12 protein-coding genes and 2 pseudogenes are annotated in these 20,784 nt (G+C 66.4%); 2 read left to right on the plus strand and 12 right to left on the minus strand.

Annotated features, from left to right (window positions below; all coding sequences use genetic code 11):
- Positions 1-14 precede the first annotated feature (14 nt).
- The 5 genes and pseudogenes from FHU34_RS27100 to FHU34_RS27120 form a co-directional block, all read right to left on the minus strand.
- A complete protein-coding gene (locus FHU34_RS27100) occupies positions 15-647 on the minus strand; it encodes a Uma2 family endonuclease (protein ID WP_145785043.1) in 633 nt (210 codons plus the stop codon).
- Between the two features lie 331 nt (positions 648-978).
- Positions 979-1,269, minus strand: a complete 291-nt coding sequence (locus tag FHU34_RS27105; protein WP_145785044.1) for a hypothetical protein — start codon at positions 1,267-1,269, stop codon at positions 979-981.
- Between the two features lie 545 nt (positions 1,270-1,814).
- Positions 1,815-3,003, minus strand: a pseudogene (locus FHU34_RS27110) (RHS repeat-associated core domain-containing protein); the annotation flags it as partial.
- 4 nt (positions 3,004-3,007) lie between these two features.
- Positions 3,008-3,481: an NUDIX domain-containing protein gene (locus FHU34_RS27115; protein ID WP_145785046.1), complete on the minus strand. Its 474-nt coding sequence runs from the start codon at positions 3,479-3,481 to the stop codon at positions 3,008-3,010.
- Entirely contained in the window at positions 3,478-4,200 is a 723-nt protein-coding gene (locus FHU34_RS27120) for a helix-turn-helix domain-containing protein (RefSeq protein WP_244312012.1), read from the minus strand. The genes FHU34_RS27115 and FHU34_RS27120 overlap by 4 nt, the downstream gene beginning before the upstream one ends.
- A 271-nt stretch (positions 4,201-4,471) precedes the next feature.
- Between FHU34_RS27120 and FHU34_RS27125 the strand changes: the two genes are divergently transcribed.
- Entirely contained in the window at positions 4,472-4,720 is a 249-nt protein-coding gene (locus FHU34_RS27125) for a flavin reductase (RefSeq protein WP_145785827.1), read from the plus strand.
- 462 nt (positions 4,721-5,182) lie between these two features.
- On the opposite strand, the gene FHU34_RS27130 is transcribed toward FHU34_RS27125, so the two are convergent.
- The 6 genes and pseudogenes from FHU34_RS27130 to FHU34_RS27155 form a co-directional block, all read right to left on the minus strand.
- Positions 5,183-5,755 carry a suppressor of fused domain protein gene (locus tag FHU34_RS27130; RefSeq protein ID WP_145785048.1) on the minus strand — a complete coding sequence of 191 codons (573 nt, stop codon included), beginning with the start codon at positions 5,753-5,755 and terminating at the stop codon, positions 5,183-5,185.
- A gap of 386 nt (positions 5,756-6,141) precedes the next feature.
- Positions 6,142-6,540, minus strand: a pseudogene (locus FHU34_RS34310) (polymorphic toxin-type HINT domain-containing protein); the annotation flags it as partial.
- Positions 6,541-6,606: 66 nt separating this feature from the next.
- Positions 6,607-7,266 carry a Uma2 family endonuclease gene (locus tag FHU34_RS27140; RefSeq protein ID WP_145785049.1) on the minus strand — a complete coding sequence of 220 codons (660 nt, stop codon included), beginning with the start codon at positions 7,264-7,266 and terminating at the stop codon, positions 6,607-6,609.
- 102 nt (positions 7,267-7,368) lie between these two features.
- A complete protein-coding gene (locus tag FHU34_RS27145) occupies positions 7,369-7,791 on the minus strand; it encodes a hypothetical protein (protein WP_145785050.1) in 423 nt (140 codons plus the stop codon).
- A gap of 316 nt (positions 7,792-8,107) precedes the next feature.
- Positions 8,108-8,605: an SUKH-4 family immunity protein gene (locus tag FHU34_RS27150; protein WP_145785051.1), complete on the minus strand. Its 498-nt coding sequence runs from the start codon at positions 8,603-8,605 to the stop codon at positions 8,108-8,110.
- On the minus strand, positions 8,599-16,383 hold the full coding sequence (locus FHU34_RS27155) for an RHS repeat-associated core domain-containing protein (protein ID WP_145785052.1): 7,785 nt from the start codon (positions 16,381-16,383) through the stop codon (positions 8,599-8,601). The genes FHU34_RS27150 and FHU34_RS27155 overlap by 7 nt, the downstream gene beginning before the upstream one ends.
- A 445-nt stretch (positions 16,384-16,828) precedes the next feature.
- On the opposite strand from FHU34_RS27155, the gene FHU34_RS27160 reads away from it, so the two are divergent.
- Positions 16,829-19,945 (plus strand): DNRLRE domain-containing protein, encoded by a 3,117-nt coding sequence (locus FHU34_RS27160; RefSeq protein WP_145785053.1) that lies wholly within the window; start codon positions 16,829-16,831, stop codon positions 19,943-19,945.
- 209 nt (positions 19,946-20,154) lie between these two features.
- Here the strand turns inward: FHU34_RS27160 and FHU34_RS27165 are convergent, their stop codons facing one another.
- Positions 20,155-20,655 carry a hypothetical protein gene (locus FHU34_RS27165; RefSeq protein WP_244311852.1) on the minus strand — a complete coding sequence of 167 codons (501 nt, stop codon included), beginning with the start codon at positions 20,653-20,655 and terminating at the stop codon, positions 20,155-20,157.
- Between the last annotated feature and the right edge of the window lie 129 nt (positions 20,656-20,784).

Consider the following 20,784-nt stretch of genomic DNA (forward strand, 5'->3'; position numbering starts at 1 on the left):
GATCAGGAGGCGGCTCAGCCCTCCTCGGCCGGCTCCTCCTCGTCCAGCAACTCGGCCGGATCAATGGAGAACTCGAACGGCTCCCGCATCGCGAAGGTGCTCCCCGCCGCAGCGGCGGCCAACGGCCGGTACTCACCGTCGGACAGCTCGAACAGGGCCATGGTCGGCACGCGGTTACGCAGATCCACCCGGAGAAAGAACGGCACCCCGACCGCGGCGTACTCGCGAGGCCTGTCGATCACGTCCTTGCGCCGATTACCTGGCGAAACGATCTCCCCCAACAACACCGCCTCGGAAATGGGAACCGTCGCGCGGCCACCCCCGGACTTACGAAGCACAGCGATGTCCGGGATGAAGAGATCATCCCCGGAGATGACGTTGATCTCCGGATAGACCCAGAATCCGGCCTTCCGCGCAGCGCGGTGCAGCACGTACGGCAACTCCCGCTCGACCGCCTGATGATCGATTCCCGCGTGTGGTGTCACGATCACGCTTCCGCTCAGGACCTCAACCTTGGGGCCGTTGGTCTCCGGCAACAGGTCAAGGGCGAGCTGCGCAGTCCACGGCTCGTCGTGCCACCGCAGCACGTCGAACGACGGCTCGGTGTGCTGCGGCGCCGGCTCCGGCGCGAACGCGGCCTGGGCCATCCGGGCTCACCCCCTCAGCGGACCATCCTGCTCAGGCCAGCCTAACCACCGCAGCCCCAGTTGTACGGGATCGCACACCCAGTGCGACGTTTTTGCCACCTACATCGGCATCGCCCCTGCCACTGGTGAGCCAATTAAGCAGCGATCCCAGCGCAGCCGGTGACCGCAACCAACAGGGGGAGAGCGGCCCAAGAACTGGCCCTAAACGTGCAGGACTTGAACACCGATAACCACATATTCACATGAAGTGAATAGACGGCATACTACTACGACGTCTTCAGCCCTGACGACAGGAAGAGCCAGCGACGCCCAGACACCCGTCACGGCCAGTTCAATGCCAATCAAAGACGTAACGATTACGTTCCCGATCGAAAGATTCGTCAACACGATGGGAGGCTAATCCAAATTCTTGCTCTGCCCATCGACAGATGGCAACCGCAAGCCCTTCTACTTGAAAATCACACTCTTGGTAGGTCAAATTCAGTACCGATACGGTCACCGGCCGGCCACCGACACTCTCGGAGATCTCGGCTGCGACCACCCCAAGCCCATTCCGCAATTCTTCCTTGTAGGCAGGAGGCAACTCTGCGACAGATCCTTCGAAGGCAAGCCCTACCGGCACCGAAGGGACGACCTTAACGCCGTCTAGAACCCCTCCCTCCTCCTGAAAGACGGCCTGCGCGACAATCGAGATTCGAATACCCCATGAGGATTTGATGACTCGGTACAGGAATGACCTAGGCGCGCCCATTCAGTCGAACTCCAAAAGATTAAAGACTCCGGAAGAGAAATAGTGCTCCACTGATTCCAAGCCCGTTGCTCTGGATATGTAGTCGAGCCCATGGCTCGCGTCACCGTCCCACAAAGGGCTATACCTGTTCATGAAATAAGTCGCATCGTCGTCTGACATGCCACCCAAATGAGCCTGCGCCAAACCCTTTATGTCTCGATTTCTAATCCTGAATGTCATGATTTCGGTGCCTGGCTTGTTTGAGGCATAGCGCTCGGCGGCGCCACGGGTACCCCACGAGTACACCCCCGGCCCAAAGTGCGCCTTGTTTGGTTCGGTCGGGAAAGGATCTCCTCCCGCCCTCAGCCGAGCCGCACCATCGGGTCCTTGAACTGTGTAGAACTCAGTGTATTCGTCATTGGCCTTGCCAGCGCCGCCAGCCCTGCTGCTACCGCCACTGGCGCGGGAGGAGGCGCCTGAGGAGCCGCCGGACTTGGATCCCTCCTTGCCGGCGCCGCCGGAACTCTTGCCACCGCCGGATTTCCCGGCACCGCTCGATCCGGCCGACGAACCCTTCGGATTACTCTTGGCCTGGGCCTGTTTCTGAGCCGGGTTACCCGTCTTCTTCGAGGCCTGCGTCGCCTTGTTGCTCGTCGTATTGACCTTGTCGGCGGCCTTCTTCTTGGCTGCCTGCGCGGCCTTCTTCGCCCGCTCGATCGCCAGCTTCTTGGCGTTCAACGCGGCTGTCTCCGCCGCCCGGGCGGCAGCCAGCACCGCCTCGGCGGCTCTCTTCGCTGCCCGCCACGCCTGGATCGCGTCGATCGTCCGGTTGACCGCTCGCATCACGGCCGGGATCTTGCCGAGCTTGGCCCACGGGATCGCCCCGATGATCAAGCTGCCGCACGCCCACATGTCACCGCCGAAGCAGTTCATGGCGTCGTTGATGCCGATGAACTCCTTGAGGATGTACCAGGCCGAGTCGAGCACCACCGACATCAGCGACCGGCCCATGTTGGCCTGCGCCTGGGAGATCATCGCCGCCGACAGGCCCGCGCCGGCCAGCGCCGCCGCCGTCTCCGACGCGGTCAACGCCACCGACAGACCAGACGGGTCGGAGTGGGTCACCGGGTTGTTGTGGGCGTACGCGTACCCGTTGGACTGCGCCGGGTCGGCCAGGTCCAGGACCGGGTCCGCGGACAGGAACCGTCCCACTGTCGGGTCGTACAGACGCGCACCGAGCGGGGTGTACCCGGAGGCGTCGTCACGGACCGCCCCGAGGAAACCGGTGTTGTTCTGCATGTTGACGGCGAGCGGAGCGGTGCCCCGCTGGTTGCCGAACGGATCCTGCTTACGGATCCGCACCGGCATCGCCGTGTCGTACATGCCGACCTCGGCGTACGTGCTGCCCTGATGGTCACCGGCCAGAGCCAGCAGGTACGAGTTGGCGATGCTGTTGTTCGCGTAGCGCACCACGGTGCCACCCGGCGCGGCGTACGTGCGTTGGACGGAGACCTGCACCCCGCCCTTCTGCACCGTCAGCTGCGCCTCGCCCAGGTTCAGGGTGGCCTGACGCTGCTGGATCGTCAGCAGACGGGTGCCCCCCGGCCCATAGATGTGCCGGGTTGTGGCGTTATCCGAGGTAGGGGCTGTCGCGGCGCTGGGCGTGGTGGTGGAGGCGGAGGCGGACGGTGTCGTGGATGGGGATGTGGTCGAAGTCGGTGGGGTGGATGAAGCGGACCTCGGTGGACTCGTCGCTGACGGTCAGCGTGCCGGCGGTGACTCGGGCGAGGTAGGTGACGGTGAACTCCTGCCGGACCTCGCCGTCGGCGTATGCGATGACGTGCGCAGGGTCGGTGTATATGCCGAGCAGGCCGGTGATCTCGATGTCGAGGCCGGTCTCTTCTTTGACCTCGCGGACGGCGCACTGTTGGAGGGTTTCGCCGATGTCCATGGCGCCGCCGGGTAGGGCCCAATTGCCGGAGTCGGTGCGCCGTTGCAGTAGGACGCGGCCGTGGGTGTCGGTGACGATCGCGGCAGCACCGGGGACAAGGCTGTTCGCGGTGGGGGCGTCCTGGTCGTGGTAGTAGTCGCGCCGGCCGGTCACCGGGTCTCCTTCGCGTAAGCGGTGGTGGTTTGCCAGATCTGTTCGAACTGGTCGGCGTGGGCGGCGAAGATGCCGTGCGGTGAGAGTTCGCGCAGGTGCAGGGCGGGGTGTTGATAGCCGCGGGCGCGGTACAGGTGTGGGGTGACGATCATCTGGTGGTCGAAGCGGAACACCGAGTTGTACAGGTGCACGGTGTGCAGGCCGATCTCCACCCCCGCGACGTGGTTGAGGGGTTCGCAGAAGTTGAGGGCGTTGCGGATGCGGCCGGGTAGGGTGCCGCCGATCTGTTCGAGGGCGTCGCGTTCGGCCACGTGCGGGCAGTCGGGGTCGGCGAATGCGAGCCGGAACCGGGCGCCGTTGGCCGCCTTGTCGGTGATGAGTTGCATGGTGTTGGGCAGCAGCTCTAGGAGGAACGGGTAGGCGTAGCCGAGCAGGTCGATCCGGCTGGTGGCGCCGGCGAGGAGGGCTGCCCAGACGTGGTGGGGGATGTCGGCGCGGTGGGCGTAGGCGGCGACGACCTCGGCGGTGGCTTCGGCGCCGGGTGCCTGGTCGGGGCGGGTCTGGGGCCACAGGTCGGCTTCGGTTTCGCCGAGGGCGTCGGCGACGGCGAGGCGGGTGCGCTGGTGCGGGACGCGGCCGGCGAGCCACCGGGTGACGGTCTTGACGTCGACACCGACGGCTGTGGCGAGGGCGGCGGGGTCGAGGTGGGCGCGGAGCATGGACGCGCGGAGGCGGTGACTCATACCGTCCCACGGTAGTGGACACAGCGGGACGCGCCAGGTCGTGGAAGTGTCCGGGGTGGTGTCCGTCGGGACGTTGGGGTGCCCGGGGCTGATTCGTAGGTTCTGCGGCAGGGCCTCGCCGGTTCGCTTGCGGCAGATTCGCCGGGCTGGTGGGTGCCAGGGGGGAAGGGGTTGTCGCCGGCCCGGGATGCGGTCGGGTCGGGTGTCGGCGGTGGCCCCTTCTCCCTTCCAACGAGCCGGATGGGTGGTGGGGTTGTTGTCGGTGCATCAGCCGGTACGGCCGCAGTGGATCTGCGCGGGGTGCGGGGCGGCGTGGCCGTGTCGGACTCGTAAGCGGCAGCTCGTGGCGGAGTTCACCGGTGCGCGGGTGTCGCTGATGCTGCACCTGTCGGCGTACCTGGTGCAGGCGTGTGAGGACCTGCCGCACACCCCATCGGGGGTCCTGCACGCACGCTTTCTGGCCTGGCCACGTTCAGCGGCACTACGCAACGAGTAGCGGGCGCCCCGACCAAGCGCCGCCTTCTTCGCCCGCTCGACCGCCAGCTTCTTGGCGTTCAACGCGGCCGTCTCCGCCGCCCGGGCGTTCTTCCATTTGGCGATGTCGTGCGCTGCCTCGAACTCGTCCGTGGTGGCTACGCCGTTGGCATAGGCAGTCACGGTCTACAGGTAGATACACGTTCCTGACTGGCGATGCCGGGACACAAGGTCAGCCATCGACACCCTGAACGACGCCCTCAGCCCACCGGCGGAGAACCCAGCGACCCGTCTGTCACCATCGCTGTCCGCTGACGTTGCCGTCAGCGTTGCCGTAAAACCGCCGTAGGGCCCCGCCATACCATATTTCCGGCGAGGCCCTACAGCGGTTTCCTGCGTCCCACGGATAGCGATGAGGGGTAGCCTGGAAGGATCCAAGCGCCTTACGGCTCTCAATGCGAGCTGCAAGGCGGCAAGGATTCCCTCAGACAATCGGATGCCTGTTGGGATCTAATACGTTTACGCCCTCCGCGTCCAGCATGGATTCGAACTCATCAAGAGTCTCACGCTTGATGAAATCAGCCTCGCTTTTGTAAATCGGAAGCAGCCACAAGAATCGCGCACCACCCGCTTCCGCCGGAGCCCACTCAAGCTCGGGCCCGTAGGGATAAGGAAGGCTCACCAAGAGGTGATCCATGTGCGAACCCGGCATCCAAGGCCGGCCAATATTGATGACAGATCCCACGTCCAACTGATGAGCCTCGAATGAGTGAAAGTGACTCACCATTGCCAGCGTTTCCGAGTGCATGTCGGCAGCCACGGAGGACATTACGAAGAACTCGATTCCATCGACTGCAGATCCTTGCACAGAGGACCCGACTGTTACGTAAACCCAAGCGTCACCAGCACGCTGGGGGTAGACCCGATAGGCGGCGAAGTGTGGAACTCGCTCCAGGATCGGCCCGCGATCCCAGGACGCGGCTTCCACAATATGGCCATCCCAGAATCTCCGAACATGCCGCTCAAGGGCAGACAATCTTTCGCTATCTTCGGCCATAGTCCCAGATTCCTTTTAATCGCCTTGGAGACCTTCGCCATCTCGGCCCCCTGCGCTAGCTGGCAGACCTTACATGCGGCCCCATTGATGCCGTCATCCCTTGCGTAGGCTCTTCGCTCTGCGTTCGTCATTTCCGACCCGCCGCCGCGATAGTAGTGGAGAACAAGCGGCGGGTCATGCTCCGGAACGGGGGCATGAGGGGTTCCTGATGTCATCGTAGCGCCGCACTCCGGGCACGGCTGACCCTCACCCGCTGCTCGCGCCGCCCGACCGCCAGGGCCATTTGTCTGCGAGCCACCGTAGTGCGTAGCCCGATTGTCCGGAACTGTGGCCGTGACCGGATTTTCTAGGTCACTCGCAACCCCGCTGGAATCCACTTCGAACCGGGCATTACCGCAGTTGTGAACCAGGACCGGCACGGCGCCCGCCAGCACGTAGTACGTGTGGATGTTGGCGACGGTGAGGTTGTGGACGGTGGCCCAGGCGGTGCTCCAGCGTTCGATCGCCGTGATCTGCACGAGGGTGCCGGCGCTGGTTCGCAGCATCTGGCCGGATCGCAGGTCGGTGGCGTCGACCCACTCGTTCAGCTCCGGCACCCAGAACGGGTGACCGTCCGTCGCGGTGACCTCGGCCGTGTCCGAACCATGCTCACCGTCGGTGTCAATGGTGACCTTCACCAGGTGCTTGACACCCTCGCCCTTGATCGCGGCGGTGACCGTCTCCACCTCGACCCGACCCGTCTCCGGATCAGTGACCTGGACCTTGTCGCCCGGCTTGACGTCCTCTCGGGTTCACGGAAGTCGCGGCATCCCAAGCACCCCGACACCCCGATTTCTAGGAAACCGTGTCGATCAAGCCTCTTTGTCGGTCGACTCGTGCCCCGGCCCGGTCGGTGCCGCCTCCTCGCCCAGCAGGTCGCCCGGATCGATGGAGAACTCGAACGGCTCTCGCATGACGAACCGTGTTCCGGCAGCCGCAGCGGCCACCGGTCGGTACTCCCCCTCGATCAACTCGTACAGCGCGATCGTGGGCACCCGATTACGCAGGTCGACCCGGAGGAAGAAGGGCACGCCAGCGGCTGCGTACTCACGCGGCCGGTCGATGATGTCCTTGCGCCGGTTCCCGGGGGAGACAATCTCGCCCAACAGCACGGCGTGCCCGATGTCCATCGTCGTCCGGCCACCGCCCGGCGCGTCGAGGATCACGATGTCGGGGATGAAGAGATCTTCACCAGAGACGACGTTCGTCTCCAGATAGAGCCACAGCTTTGCACGGCGGGCCGCCTGCTTCAGGTGATACGCGAGGTCCAGCTCCGCATCCTGATGGTCGTACCCGGCATGTGGTGTCACGATCACGCTTCCGCTCAGGACCTCAACCTTGGGGCCGTTGGTCTCCGGCAACAGGTCAAGGGCGAGCTGCGCAGTCCACGGCTCGTCGTGCCGCCGCAGCACGTCGAACGACGGCTCGGTGTGCTGCGGCGCCGGCTCCGGCGCGAACGCGGCCTGGGCCATCCGGGCTCACCCCCTCAGCGGGACATTCTGCTCAGGTCAGCCTAACCACCGCAGCCCCAGTTGCGCGCCATCGCACACCCAGTCCGTCGCCCACGTTTTTCCTCAGAGCAGATCACCTAAAATCGCCGGCACGGTTATCCCGACCCTTACAGCCTCCTCCGGAACGTCGACCGAGACGACTATCTCCGTCGCGCCCGCAGGAACTCGGAATCGGTGCACAAAGTCATCAGCGACTAGATCGCCGACCTCGAGCACGCCGTCAGGAACCGCTAGCACTCCTGTGAAGATCACCGCCTGACCAGGCGGCGGACCCTCGGCTGAAACCCTGATTTCAACCTCAACCTCCGCTGGTGCAACAGCAAGAGTGAGGCACCCTCCATTGAAGGCGAAGAGTGATTCAGAGAAGTCGATCTCAGGGATTTCGATCTCGGGAATTCCCCCAGACGTCCCCACACCTTCGATCCGAAGCGTACTCCAGGGAATGCAATGCCGATAGGTTGCTGAAAATCCGGCCTGATCGGACATAAATTAACCTCAGAAATCCGTGCAAGGGTTTATGCCGCCGCGCTTCATCTGAGCGGCCGCCCTGCCCTGTGCACCACTGCAGGCACGACATTGCGGAAGAAGGATCTGCGGAATAATCAATTGCGGACGCAATGAGATAATGAACGTCGAGACCGGCTGGTGACTCTCGACTCAAGTGCCACTCGGGAATTCCGAAGAGGTTGCCGAGGGCGTGCGACATCCACACTTGTCACCAATTGCATTGACACCGACTCAGCCAGCCTCATCAGTGATCCACCTGCATGACCGGCCGCCCCAGGTCCTGCCACCGCCATCCTCACGGCCCTGCATAGTCGCCGATCGCTACATCATGTAGCAGCGTGTACCAGAATCCCGGATCCTCGTCAAAAATGGAGCCGTCAATACCCGACAAGACGCGACCAAGATCCTCGCTTATCAATTCCAGCTCCTCCCGCTCGCTGTCCCGGCTCCCATACGGACAGCCGCGGATGAACTCCGAGATACACCGATCGAAGGCATACGGCGACGCGTTGACATGTCCGATTCCAGCTTCCAAGTCAAGGCTCATGATTGCGACTTCACCTGTATCGATATCCACGCAATAGAGACCAACATCATCGGTTCCGTCATTGCCGATGACGATGAACTCGCGGCCCTCCTCAGTATGCGAATAGGCCGGCACGGGAGAAAACAAAGGATTATCCACAGGAAGGCCCCGATGCGCCAGGTAGCCCCGCGCATCCGACTTCCGGATTAGAGCGAGAATGCTCTCCTCGTACCGGAATCTAGACTCCGACCCGCCAAAGGTCACCATATTCCCGCCGCCGCTTCCGCAAACACCTTCTTAATCGCGTTAGCCTGATCTTTTCTTGAAGCGGCACTTGCGGCCGACGTCGTCCACTCCCATGACCAAGACTGCTTGATACCCCCCAAGGAGGCTGAGCAACTCGCCCCCCTGCCCGAGCAAGGTCGCAGCTCGGAATATACCTCTAGGATGTTCTCCTTGCCGAGTCTGGCAATTAGCTTCTGCTCTGCGTGGAACTTCCGGCCCTTACCACCACCTGAGAAAGCCACTGCAATCTGCTCATTGCCGTCAGCGTCGAGATAGCGCGCAGCTGCGCCATTATGCAACTGACTGCCCTCCTCCAAGCGCTTCTTGACGACTTCAACGCTGAGATCAGTACTACCGTACTCGACCTCGCCACAGTTATGTACGAGCACCGGCGTTGTGCCGGCGAGCACGTAATACGTGTGGATGTTGGCGACGGTGAGGTTGTGGACGGTGGCCCAGGCGGTGCTCCAGCGTTCGATCGCCGTGATCTGCACGAGGGTGCCGGCGCTGGTCCGCAGCATCTGCCCGGATCGCAGGTCGGTGGCGTCGACCCACTCGTTCAACTCCGGCACCCAGAACGGGTGACCGTCCGTCGCGGTAGCCTCGGCCGTGTCCGAACCATGCTCACCGTCGGTGTCGATGGTGACCTTCACCAGGTGCTTGACACCCTCGCCCTTGATCGCGGCGGTGACCGTCTCCACCTCGACCCGACCCGTCTCCGGATCAGTCACCTGGACCTTGTCGCCCGGCTCGACGTCCTCGATCGGCTTGGCCGACCCGTCAGCCATGACCACCTTGGTACCGGGAACGAAGCTGTTTCCAGGGGTCTTGCAGGAGCCACCGCTGGAGCCGCCGTTACTACGTTCCGAGGCACCTGCTTTGCCGCCGGGCTTCGAGTCGCCCTTGCCGGCACCGCCCTTGCCGGCACCACTCGACGCGGCCGACGAGCCCTTCGGGTTGGTCTTGGCCTGGGCGTCCTTCTGGACCGGATTACCAGTCTTCTTCGAGGTGTTGGTCGCCTTGTTGCTCGTCGTGTTGACCTTGTCGGCGGCCTTTTTCTTGGCTGCCTGCGCCGCCTGCTTTGCTCGCTCGATCGCCAACTTCTTGGCGTTGAGCGCCGCCGTCTCCGCCGCTCTGGCGGCAGCCAGGACAGCCTCGGCGGCTCTCTTCGCCGATCGCCAGGCCTGAATGGCGTCGATCGTCCGGCTGATGGCCCTGGCCACCTTCGGAGCCTTGAGAATCTTGCCAACTGGAATCGCCCCGAGGATCAACTCGCCGCACGCCCACAGGTCACCGCCAAAGCAGTTCATGGCGTCGTCGAGGCCGATGAACATCTTCAGGGTGTCCCAGGCGGCGGAGAGGATCACCGACGTCAGCGACCGGCCCATGTTCGCCTGCGCCTGAGCGACCATCGCCGTCGACAAACCCGCACCGGCCAGCGCCGCTGCCGTCTCCGACGCGGTCAACGCCACCGACAGACCAGACGGGTCGGAGTGGGTCACCGGGTTGTTGTGGGCGTACGCGTACCCGTTGGACTGCGCCGGGTCGGCCAGGTCCAGGACCGGGTCCGCGGACAGGAACCGTCCCACCGTCGGGTCGTACAGACGCGCGCCAAGCGGAGTGAAACCCGAAGCGTCATCGCGGACGGCACCAAGGAACCCGGTGTTGTTCAGCAAGTTCGCATTCAACGGCGGGGCACCCCGCTCGTTGCCGAACGGATCCTGCTTACGGATCCGCACCGGCATCGCCGTGTCGTACATGCCGACCTCGGCGTACGTGGTGCCCTGATGGTCACCGGCCAGAGCCAGCAGGTACGAGTTGGCAGTGCTGTTGTTCGCGTAGCGCACCACGGTGCCACCGGGCACGGCGTACGTGCGTTGGACGGAGACCTGCACCCCGCCCTTCTGCACCGTCAGCTGCGCCTCGCCCAGGTTCAGGGTGGCCTGACGCTGCTGGATCGTCAGCAGACGCGTGCCGCCCGGCCCGTAGATGTGCCGGGTCTCGTCCTGCGCCTCCCACTGCTGCGCGGGCACTGTGGCGCACGCCGCCAACACGATCGGCGTGCCATCGGCGGTCGCGGCGTCCTTGACGGCGATGCAGAGGCCGGAGGCGGTGTGCTTGAGCTGACCGGTCGACAGGCGCTCCACCTGCTGGGCCGCGGCACCCGTGCAGCTCTGCACCGCGAAGGCCGAGCCCGCGGTGTTGGCGGCCGGCTGCACACACCAGGTGTCGTACGCAGCCAGCGTGCCCAGGTTCGGGTTGCTCTGGTTGGGCGTGGCAGCAAAGCCCCACCGCTGCGCGGGTGATCCATTGCACCCGTACAACTGCAAAGGTTGGTTCGGGACGGTCAACCCACGACTGAGGTCGACGCACTTGTTGGCCAGGCCGACGTACGAGCTCCGGCCCTTGGTGCCCTCGCCGGCGATCCGCTCGACCTGGCCGTCGTACGTCCACGACAGGGTCTGCTGGTCACCGTTCTGGATGGAGGTGACGGACTTCGTCTCGCCGGTCAGCTCGTACAGCCGCTCGGCGGCAGCGGTGATCGCGGCGCCGGCCGGGGTGAGGTAGTTCTTGGTGACCTTGGTGAGGGTGCGCGGCTGGCTGCCGTCGGCCTTGCCATAGGTGTACGTGGTGGTGGCGTCCTTGGCGGTGGCGCCGGTCAGGTCCTTCTCCACCAGCTTGGTGCGGTTGCCGAGCAGGTCGTACTCGTACTCCTGCCAGTAGCCGGACTTGTCCGTGCCGGCGGCCACGTTGAGGGTGCCGTCGGTGTTGACCGGGCCCGGGGAGCACTGCGCCTGGTTCTTGGCGGTCCAGGCCGTCTTCAGCCGGCCGAGCGCGTACTGGAAGCACTGCCGCTCGGCGATGCCGGTCGCCTCCTCGCGGATGGCGAGGACGTTGCCGGCGTCGTCGTAGGCGTAGGAGCGGTTGGAGACGAGGTTGCCGCCGACGATGCTCTTGTCGCCGGTCTGCTCGCGGTAGACCTGCTGGCTGTTGAGGGCACCACTGGCGTCGTCGTACGAGGCCATGGTCCACACCCGGTACGGCTGGGCGCCGAGGGTGGAGCGCAGCACCTGCCCGTATGGCGAGTAGACGGTCTCCGCGCCGTACCAGTTGTTGCCGGACACCGAGAGCGGCAGACCGTCCTTGGTGTAGCGGACGAGGAGCTTCTCCGACGGCAGGCTGCCGACGGCGGGCAGGGTCGCCGACTCGGGCAGACCGGTGTCGGTGTAGGTGCTGTCGTAGGTGTAGGAGGTCCGCAGGCCCCAGGTGTCGGCGATGGACTGCGGCAGCGTGAGGGTCGTCGACGTGGGCTGGTAGTCGTCGCTGTAGCTGTTGATCCGCTGGGTGTAGGGCAGGCCGTCGGTGTAGCGGGTGGCGCTGGCCGGGAGGCCCTTGCCATTGGCGACGGTGTCGTAGGTGAACTCGCCCAGGAGCGTGCCGGTGCTGCTGCCGAGCCGCTGAGACGTCGGGCGGGACAGCTGGTCGTAGCCGTTCCAGACGGTGATGCCGCGGGCGTTGGTGGAGGTCAGCTGCCGGTCCCGGTGGTCGTACGTGATCCGGGTGGTGCCGGAGTCCGGGTCGGTGGAGCTGTCCATCCGGCCGCGCTGGTCGTACGTCCAGGTCCACGGGCGGGTCGGGCTGGCCGAGTGGGTGGCCTGCGCGAGCTGACCACGCGCGTCGTGCTGGTAGCGCATGCTGGTGAACTCGGTGCGGGCGCTGTTGGTGAAGGTGTCGACCCGGGTGGTCCGGCCCAGGGCGTCGGTGAACATCCGGTAGGAGGTCGCGCCCGCCGGGTTGACCACAGTGGAGTGGTCGGCGCCGTACACGTAGCGGGTGGCCCGGTTCGGCTGTTCGACGCCGTTCAGGACGGGCAGTTCCTGGGTCACCCGGCCGAGGCCGTCGTAGGTGTAGAGGGTGGCGTTGGGTACGGGCCCCGGGTTGTCGGGGTCCACGAACGGCGTGAACAACTGGCCGCCGGGCGAGCCGTTGGCGAGGTACGCGTTGTTGGTCCGCCACACCTCGCCGGAGCTGTTGTACTCCGTGTCGGTGATCAGCCGGCCGCCGCCGGTGGCCTCTTCCTGGGTCTGCCGTTCGCGGCCCAGGCCGTCGTAGATCGTGACGGAGGTCTGGATCCGGTTCTCGTGCCCCCGGTTGAAGGTGGTGATGACCGGTGGCTTCCCGGCGGGCACGACGTACTGGGCCCGGAAGTCCGGGACGGCCGTGGACGACGGGGTACGCCCGGGGCCCCACGCCTCGACGAGGCGGCCCAGCGCGTCGTACTTCGCCTCGCTGACCCGGTCGTTCAGGTCGGTGGTCTTCACCGTGACGGCGCGGCCCGGATCCAACTCCCGGGTCTGCTTGTGCCCCAGCGAGTTCTCCTCGGTGACGCTGGTGGCCTGGCCGGTGGACGGCGTGTAGGTGATCTTTGAGGTCTTGCCGTCCGGGTCGGTGCTGCTGACCACGCGACCGATGGCGTCGAAGCCGGTGGTGCCGTCGGGCTGGAAGCCCGTGCCGTCGCCCTTCAGCGACCAGGTCTGGCTGGCCAGGCCGCGGGTCGAGGCGCCCAGGGCGACGTCGTACGCCTGGCCGTCGTAGGCGACGCGGCTCGCCGAGCTGAGCGTCTTCAGGTCGTCGAAGGTCGCGGTGGCGCAGGTCGTCGGGCTGGTCCGGATCTGCTTGGTCAGCCCGATGATGTTCTTGTCGTCGCGGTGCAGGTAGTCCACCAGGGTGCACGACTCGTCACCGGTCTTGCCGGTGTCGCCGAGCGACTCGATGTGCGTGGGCAGGCCGTGCGTCGCCTCGAAGGTGGTCCTCGTCTCGACGGTCCGCAGGGTCCGGGTGTCGTCGCCGGTGCCGGAGGACCGGGTGTACGAGGCCTGCCGAGGCTCGGTGACCCGCCAGGCCTGCAGCGGGCTGAGCCCGTCGTCGCGGGAGCGAGACGCGAGTTCCTGCGCGGCGGGGTACGTCACGCTGCGGGTGAGCCAGTTGGCGTCGGCGTCGCCGGCGTCGGCGTACGTCAACTCCTCGGCGACCCGGCCGGCGAAGGCTTCCCGGTCCTTGGCGATCTCGACCTCGGCCACGTCCTTGACCGAGACGTTGTCACCCAGGCCCCGGAAGTATCGGGTGACGGACTTGGTCCGCTTGCTGCCGATGTCGGGATCGTCCGCGCCGGTGTAGACGGTGACCTGGTCGACCCCGGCGAACTGGGAGTACGTGCGAGTCGACTTCTTGGTGAACTCCTGCTCGGCGAGCCGCCAGGCCGGCGTGCCGTACACGTACCGGGTGGTCGTGGTGAACGCGCCGTCCAGGTTGGGGAGTTCCTCGACGCTGTCGACGACGTACTTCTGGAACCAGTCGATGTCCTCGACCGCCGGGTCGGGATGCCAGAAGGCCGGGTAGCAGAACCGGTCGTTGGACTTCAGCGCCGCGGTGTCGCTCTTGCCGGGCAGCCCTGTGCCGGTCTTGCAGTCGCCGACGGGCGTCTTGTAGTTGATGACGGTCTCGCCGCCATACTCGTTGATGACCCGGGCGATACGCAGCCGGGCGAAGCCGGGGCGGTTGTCCCGCTTGACGCGGTTCGGCATCTCCTCGGTGTTGGATTCGAAGCGCACCGCGTTGAGCGCGATCTTGTCGTTGTTCCTGCCGTGGCCGGTGCGGGTGATCGACTCCAGCCACAGGGCGGTGTTGGGGCCGGTCTTCAGGATCGGGAACGACTGCTTGAGCTGGTACTCGTCCACGGTCTGGAGGGTCTTCGCCGACGTCCGCTGCGCCGACGTGGTGATTTTGTCGAGGCGCTTACGGGTGAAGAAGGACGGCGAGGCGTTCCAACACTTCTGGCCGGCAGCACAGCGCAGGTCGGCCGGAGTGTCGTACCAGATCCGGTACTTGTCCGGCTTGGCGCTGGCGAAGTTCTCGTCGGTGCAGGTGAGGGAGCCCTCGGCGAAGCAGCGCTCCGCCACGCTGAAGGCGATCCGTGCCAGCGGCGCCTCCGAGAAGAGGGTGTCCCGGCGCTGCCCGTAGTCGATGCGGGCCAGATAGCCACCCCGGTCGTAGCTGACCGGGTCCTTGAAGTTGAAGTTCCGGGCGTAGTGGTTCGTCTCGCGTTCCCACCACAGGCTCATGGCGTTGCCGTGGATGTCCTCGACGTAGTCGAGGGACCACCGCCACGCCTGGGTGCAGACCGAACCGGCCCAGTTGTTCGCCTGGTAGCAGTCCTCGCCGAGGTGGTTGCCGTACACCGGCACGGTGAGCACCGACTTGGTGACCGGGTCGTCGGCGGCGCTGCCCCGGTCCGACCAGCCGGGCAGGCGGTTACGGCCGAAGTGGTAGCGGGTGCCGTCCCGGGTGGTGACGATCCAGTACTCGCCGTCGGCGTCGCCGTTCGCCAGGCTGGTGTCCTTCACCAGCTGGACCTTCGAGCCGTCGCCGTTGGCGGTGAACCAGGCCTCCTTGCCCTCGTCCCAGACCAGCTCGGTGGTCATCCCGGCGAGCGACAGGGTGGCGTTGTTCTTCGAGCCCCAGCAGAGGTCGGCGGTGCGGTGCGAGGAGTTGTTCGCACCCGGCTTCTTCGAGTCCTCCCGGCACGTGGCGTAGCTGCGGGTGATCGCCCCGGCGCTGTAGTCCCAGCCATCGCCGATCCAGGAGGCCTGGTTGTTGGTGGCGGAGGTGCGGCCGTCCACCGATTGCGAGGAGTACGACAGGGCGACCTTCGGCATCAGGCCGGCGGCGGTCTCGGGGGTCTGCACCTGGTACGAGTAGGTGAAGGCACCGGACGACGAACCAGCGGCCCAGGAGCCGGAGGACAGCAGCGGAGTGGCGGTGAAGTCGCCCGCCGCGGACGCTCCGGTGTCCATCACCCCGACGACGCTCGACCCTTCCGCAGCGGCAGCGCGGGCACCCGGGGCGATGCCGGCATCCTGCGCCGCGAGCAACGCGCCCACGGGCACCTTGCCCGTGACCACCCGCTGCATCGGCTCGTCAGCGGTGGCCGCGATCCGCGCCGACGCCTGCTTGGTCGGCACCAGCGTCACCTCGCTGGGCACCGTCCGGGCGCTCGTCGTGGCGGGCGCGGACGACGTCATCCCGCTGGTGCCGGCGGTGGCACAGTCGCCGGAGTCGGGGGCGTCGAAGACGCAGTCGGGCAGCAGCATGACGCCGAAGCGGTCGGCGGCCAGCGGCCCGTACAGGTCGGCGAAGTCGGTGTAGTTGACGTCGAGGGCGACCTCGGCGGCCGGGTCGGCGGTTGCCGGCGGCGTGATCTTCATGATCAGGCCCGACACGCTGGCGGCCTGGGACGCCTCGGGGGCGGCAAGGTCGACGGTCCAGGTGCCGGCGAGGGCGGCCGGGTCACCACCCTCCGGTACGCCGAGCGAGACGGGCAGATCGTCGACCTGCTTGGTCGCGCCGGGCTCGACGCCGGTCAGGTCCACGGCGCCGGTGTCCTGCTGCCACGGCTCGACGGCACCGGGCACGTACGGGACGACCGGCACCTGGTCGGCGGTGAGCAGGTCGGTCTCGGCTTCCCCGTTCTGATCGACCTGCTTGGTCGTCGGAATTTCGGGCAGTTGGACCTGGGTGTCCTCGCGGCTCATGCCGGCACCGGGCACCGCCCAGGCCGGCGCGGGCACGGATGTCGCGACGAGCGTCGTGGACAGGAACAGCACGATCGCCGTACGGGCGCGACGCCCTTGTGGGCGAAGCGGCTCCGTCGAGGTCCGTCGGCCATGCCACCGCCGGGACAGCAACCCGATACCACGCATACGTGTCGACTCCACCCAGGCGCAAAACAACGAGAAGGCGCGGAAGACCGCGAAAAAGCACGCACCGGATCGGCACGTGCGTGAGCACTCTGCGGTAGGAGCGGCCGCTACTCAAGGCCAGCCGATCGTCACCCGCACAGCAGAATGTGATCTGGGTCACGCCGCCATTGATGATCAGTTAGCTGCGGCGTGCAGGAACCGGGTCATTCGGGCAGATAGCAACAGGGCCCCGTGAAACGCCCTGCCAAACCCGACACAAGATCAAAATCTGCCCGAACTTCCGGCAATGCCGAGATGGCGTGTAACGGATTCATAACGTTGACGGGATAGACGAAACGCCCTCACGTCGTGCGATCGTGTGCTCGCATTTTGCCCCTCGGCCCGCCGAAAGGGGCCACTTGTTGTGCCTTCCTTGTTGCCGGCCCCCCAGGGGAGTAGAAGCGCCGTGACCGTGCCTCGCCTGCTCAGCCCATTCGTGCGTACGCGCACCAGGCTGATCCTCACCCTGGGCGTCCTGCTGGCCGCACTCGTCGCGATCCCGCTCCCGACGCCGTGGACCGACCAACCTCGCGACAGCGCCCTCGCGCCGATGCCTCCCGCCCCGCGCGACGAGGCGACCGCGATGGCCGATGCGCTGCGGACCGGCACGGACGTGCTCGTGGAAACCGCCACCAGCGCCACCTCACTCACCTGGGCGCTGCCGAGCGGGCACCTGCGTACGACGACCCACGCCACCCCCCAGCGGACGAAGGACACCGCTGGACAGTGGGTGGCCGTCGACAACACGCTGACCCGCGCCGGGACGGCCGCCGGCGGGCTGACCATCCGCCCCGTCAACGCCGCCACGCCCGTGCGGTTCTCCGGTGGCAGCGCGCCGGACCAGCGAGACGACTCGGCGACCGTCCTGACCGAGATGGACGTCGAGGGACACACCATCGCGTACACCTGGCCCGGTCGGCTTCCGAAGCCGGTGCTCGACGGGCCGCGCGCCCTCTACCCCGAGGTCCGACCCGGGGTGGACCTGCTCCTCGTCGCACGCGACGACGGCGGCTTCGGACAGTTGCTGATCGTCAAGAACCGTGCGGCCGCCACCATCCAGGCGGTCAGCACCCTGACCTACGGACTGCGGTCCGACTCGGTGATCTTCCGTCGCGACGCGACGACCGGCGGTGTCCAGGCCCTCGACAAGGTCAGCGGTGAAGAGGTCAGCTCCATCCCCAGCCCCTTCGCCTGGGACTCCGCGGGACGCGACCCCGAGGCACCGGACAGCGCCCCCCGTACGTCCGTCGCCACGCCCGCCGACGTGCTGAAGCTGTCCGGCCTGGTCGGCGGCGAGCCCGGCGCACGCCAGGCCCAGATGCCCACCCGCCTCGACGGTGACGGCACGGGTGACGCCCGACTGCACCTTGACGCCGCCGCCACCGGGCTGCTCACCGACGCGGACGTGCTCTTCCCCGTCTTCCTGGATCCGACGATGACCAGCGGCAAGCAAGCCTGGGCCACCGTCTATTCGCAGCACCCCAACACCAACACCTACAACGGCACCAACTTCAACTCCGGAACGACGGACGCCCGGGTGGGCTACGACGAGGACACCCCGCTGCGCGCCCGCTCGTTCTGGCGCATGGGTTACGACACCAAGATCAAGGGCGCGGCGGTAACCTCCGCCACCTTCAAGGTGCTGAACAACCACTCGTGGCAGTGCACGGCCCGGGAGATGCAGCTCTGGCGCACGGGCGCCATCTCCAGCGGCAGCACCTGGAACAAGCAACCGACGTGGGTGGAGGAGGAGTCCCGGCGGTCCTTCGCCTACGGTTACGGCAGTAGCTGCGCCGACGACTACGCGAGCTTCGACGTGAAGAAGGGCGCCCAGGCCGCTGCCAACGCCGGCTGGTCGAACCTCACCTTCGGCATGCGCGCCACCAGCGAGTCCGACACGATCACCTGGCGCAAGTTCGCGGTCAGCTCCGCGGTGTTGACCGTCACCTACAACCGGCCGCCCAACGAGCCGGTCAACGGCGCCACCTCCCCCGGCGGCCCCTGCGTTCCCGGGCCCGGCGCTGGCGTGACGGTGGCGAAGACCAACATCGTGCTCTCCGCGAATTCCTCCGACGGCGACGGCAACCTCAAGAGCCTGCGCTTCCGATTCTGGAAGAACGGCGCGGCTGTTCCGGCGGGCACCGTGGTCGCCACGACGAGCGACGGCAAGGCCAGCCTGACGATCCCCGCCGGCAACCTGGAGGACAAGGCGGTCTACTCCTGGGAGGTGAGCGCCGAGGACGCGGTCGGCGCCTCCTCCTCGTTCTTCCCACCCGGCACCGAGCCGTGCCGCATCACCATCGACGCCTCCGCACCTCCGGCCCCGGACGTCGCCAGCGACGTCTTCAAGCGGGCCACCCCGGACGGCGCGACGTGGGCGACGATCAAGTTCGGCGAGACCGGTCCCATCACGTTCAGCGCCTCCGGCGCCACGAGCTTCACGTACTCGTTCGAGAGCATCGGCGCCGTGGCCGTCCCGGCCACCAACGGCACTGCCACCGTGCCCAACCTGGCACCCCGGCACGCCGGGCCCACGACCCTGCACGTGTACGCGTTCGACACGGTCGGCAACCGCAGCGCCCGCACCGACTACACGTTCTACGTGCCGCCCCGCTCGACGGCCGACGGTCCAGGTGACACGGGCGGTGATGGCATTCCCGACCTGCTCCTGGTGGACTCCTCGGGCAACCTGCGCAACTACGCCGGCGACGCGGGCGGCGAGTTGTACGCCTGGCTCGTCGGCTCCTACACCGCCGACGGCAAGCTCAACCCAACAGGTCACTGGTTTGACCCGGCCACCGGCAACGCAGCCCTGCTCGCCAAGCACTCCGACGTCTATCCCGGCGACGGTACGACCGACATGTTCGTCCGTACCCCCGACGGTGGGTTCTGGATCTACCCGGGCGACGGGTACGGCACCTTCGACGTCGACCGCCGCCTGCGGGTCCTCCTGCCGCCCACCGGCGTCGGTGGGACCGCCATACCGGCACCCTCGACCTGGACCCAGATCAAGGCGGTCGGTGACATCACCGGCGACAAGCTTCCGGACCTGATCCTGCGAGCCGGAACCGCGTTCTGGACACTGAGCGGCTACACCGGTGGCAGCTTCCAGGAGGCGACTCTGATGGAGGGCTCCGCCTGGGCCCGCCGCGAGATCGTCAACGTGGCGGACATCGACCTGGACGGCACGCCGGACATGCTCTGGCGGAACATGGACAACGGCAACATGTACGTCCGGCACGGCAAGCCCGGCTCACTCCCGGGCAGCGTGAACCTGGACTCGCTCAAGACGGCGGCCGCATCCCGCAGCGGCGACGTCTCGTACGGGACGGGATGGTCCGAGGCCAACATCAGCGCGATCATCAGCATCCCGGACGTCAGCGGGGACCGGATTCCGGACTTCTGGACCCGTTCCGGCACCGACGGCATGATGCGGATCTACCACCCGTCCAAGACCGACACGGGCGGGCCGGTGAAGGTCGTCCTGGGCGACGACTGGCGCGGGGTCAAGTCCTTCGGCTGAGACCGCGCGACGACGGGCCTGAGCAGCTGTTCGCTCGGGCCCGTCGTCGCGTTACGGCGGTCTGCGCCTCGAAATCAGCCGCACTGCACTTGATCGATGAGTCGAAAGGCCCCTCCCCGGTCCTTGATCAACACGACGTCGCCGACCTGGTGGTATCCCCGCTACCCAACACCCCCAGCTCGCCGACCTTGTGTCGATCAAGGGTCGGCTCAAGCCTCCTCGCCTACCCCTTCCCCGTTGCGCACCTCGGCCTGGCCGATCGAGAAGTCGGACGGCTCGCACAACAGCCGACTGCCGTCCTGATCGCACTCACCCGACCCGAAGACACCACTAACGAGCTCCGATATCGACAAGGCATGTCCGGCACTGGTCACGACCTCGTCCGGCACGACACTCGCCAGCGGCGACGGAATGCCGCAGCCCCACGAATCCCAACCCTCGAGGAAGTGATGCTCGTCCAGGTAGAGACCGAGCGGCCCCGAGCGGCCACCCTGCGCCAACCTCTCGTCGAGTTCTTCGAGGAACTGGTGAAGGCCTGGCTCCGCTACATCCTTCGCGCTGCTCCAACAGCCCAACCAACTGCTACGCACAGGTGCATGGTCTCCTCTGACGCAGACCCACAGCCGGCCAGGGGCAGCAGCGTCGCCGGCGAGGATCACGGCGACGAACCGCTGCTCACCACCCATTGAGATCGTCATCGGCGTCGCCATGGCGGGGAGCTTAGTCATTCACTCCACTCGACCAGAAGCCACATTCCCCGATGACCATGAGCCCTGGTCAGACGGCCGGCACCAGCTTCTCCTGAAGGGCGCGGAGCCGATCGGCACTCAGGTGACGCG

This window comes from Micromonospora taraxaci (assembly GCF_007830095.1).
In the GTDB taxonomy this organism is placed as follows: Bacteria; Actinomycetota; Actinomycetes; order Mycobacteriales; family Micromonosporaceae; genus Micromonospora; species Micromonospora taraxaci.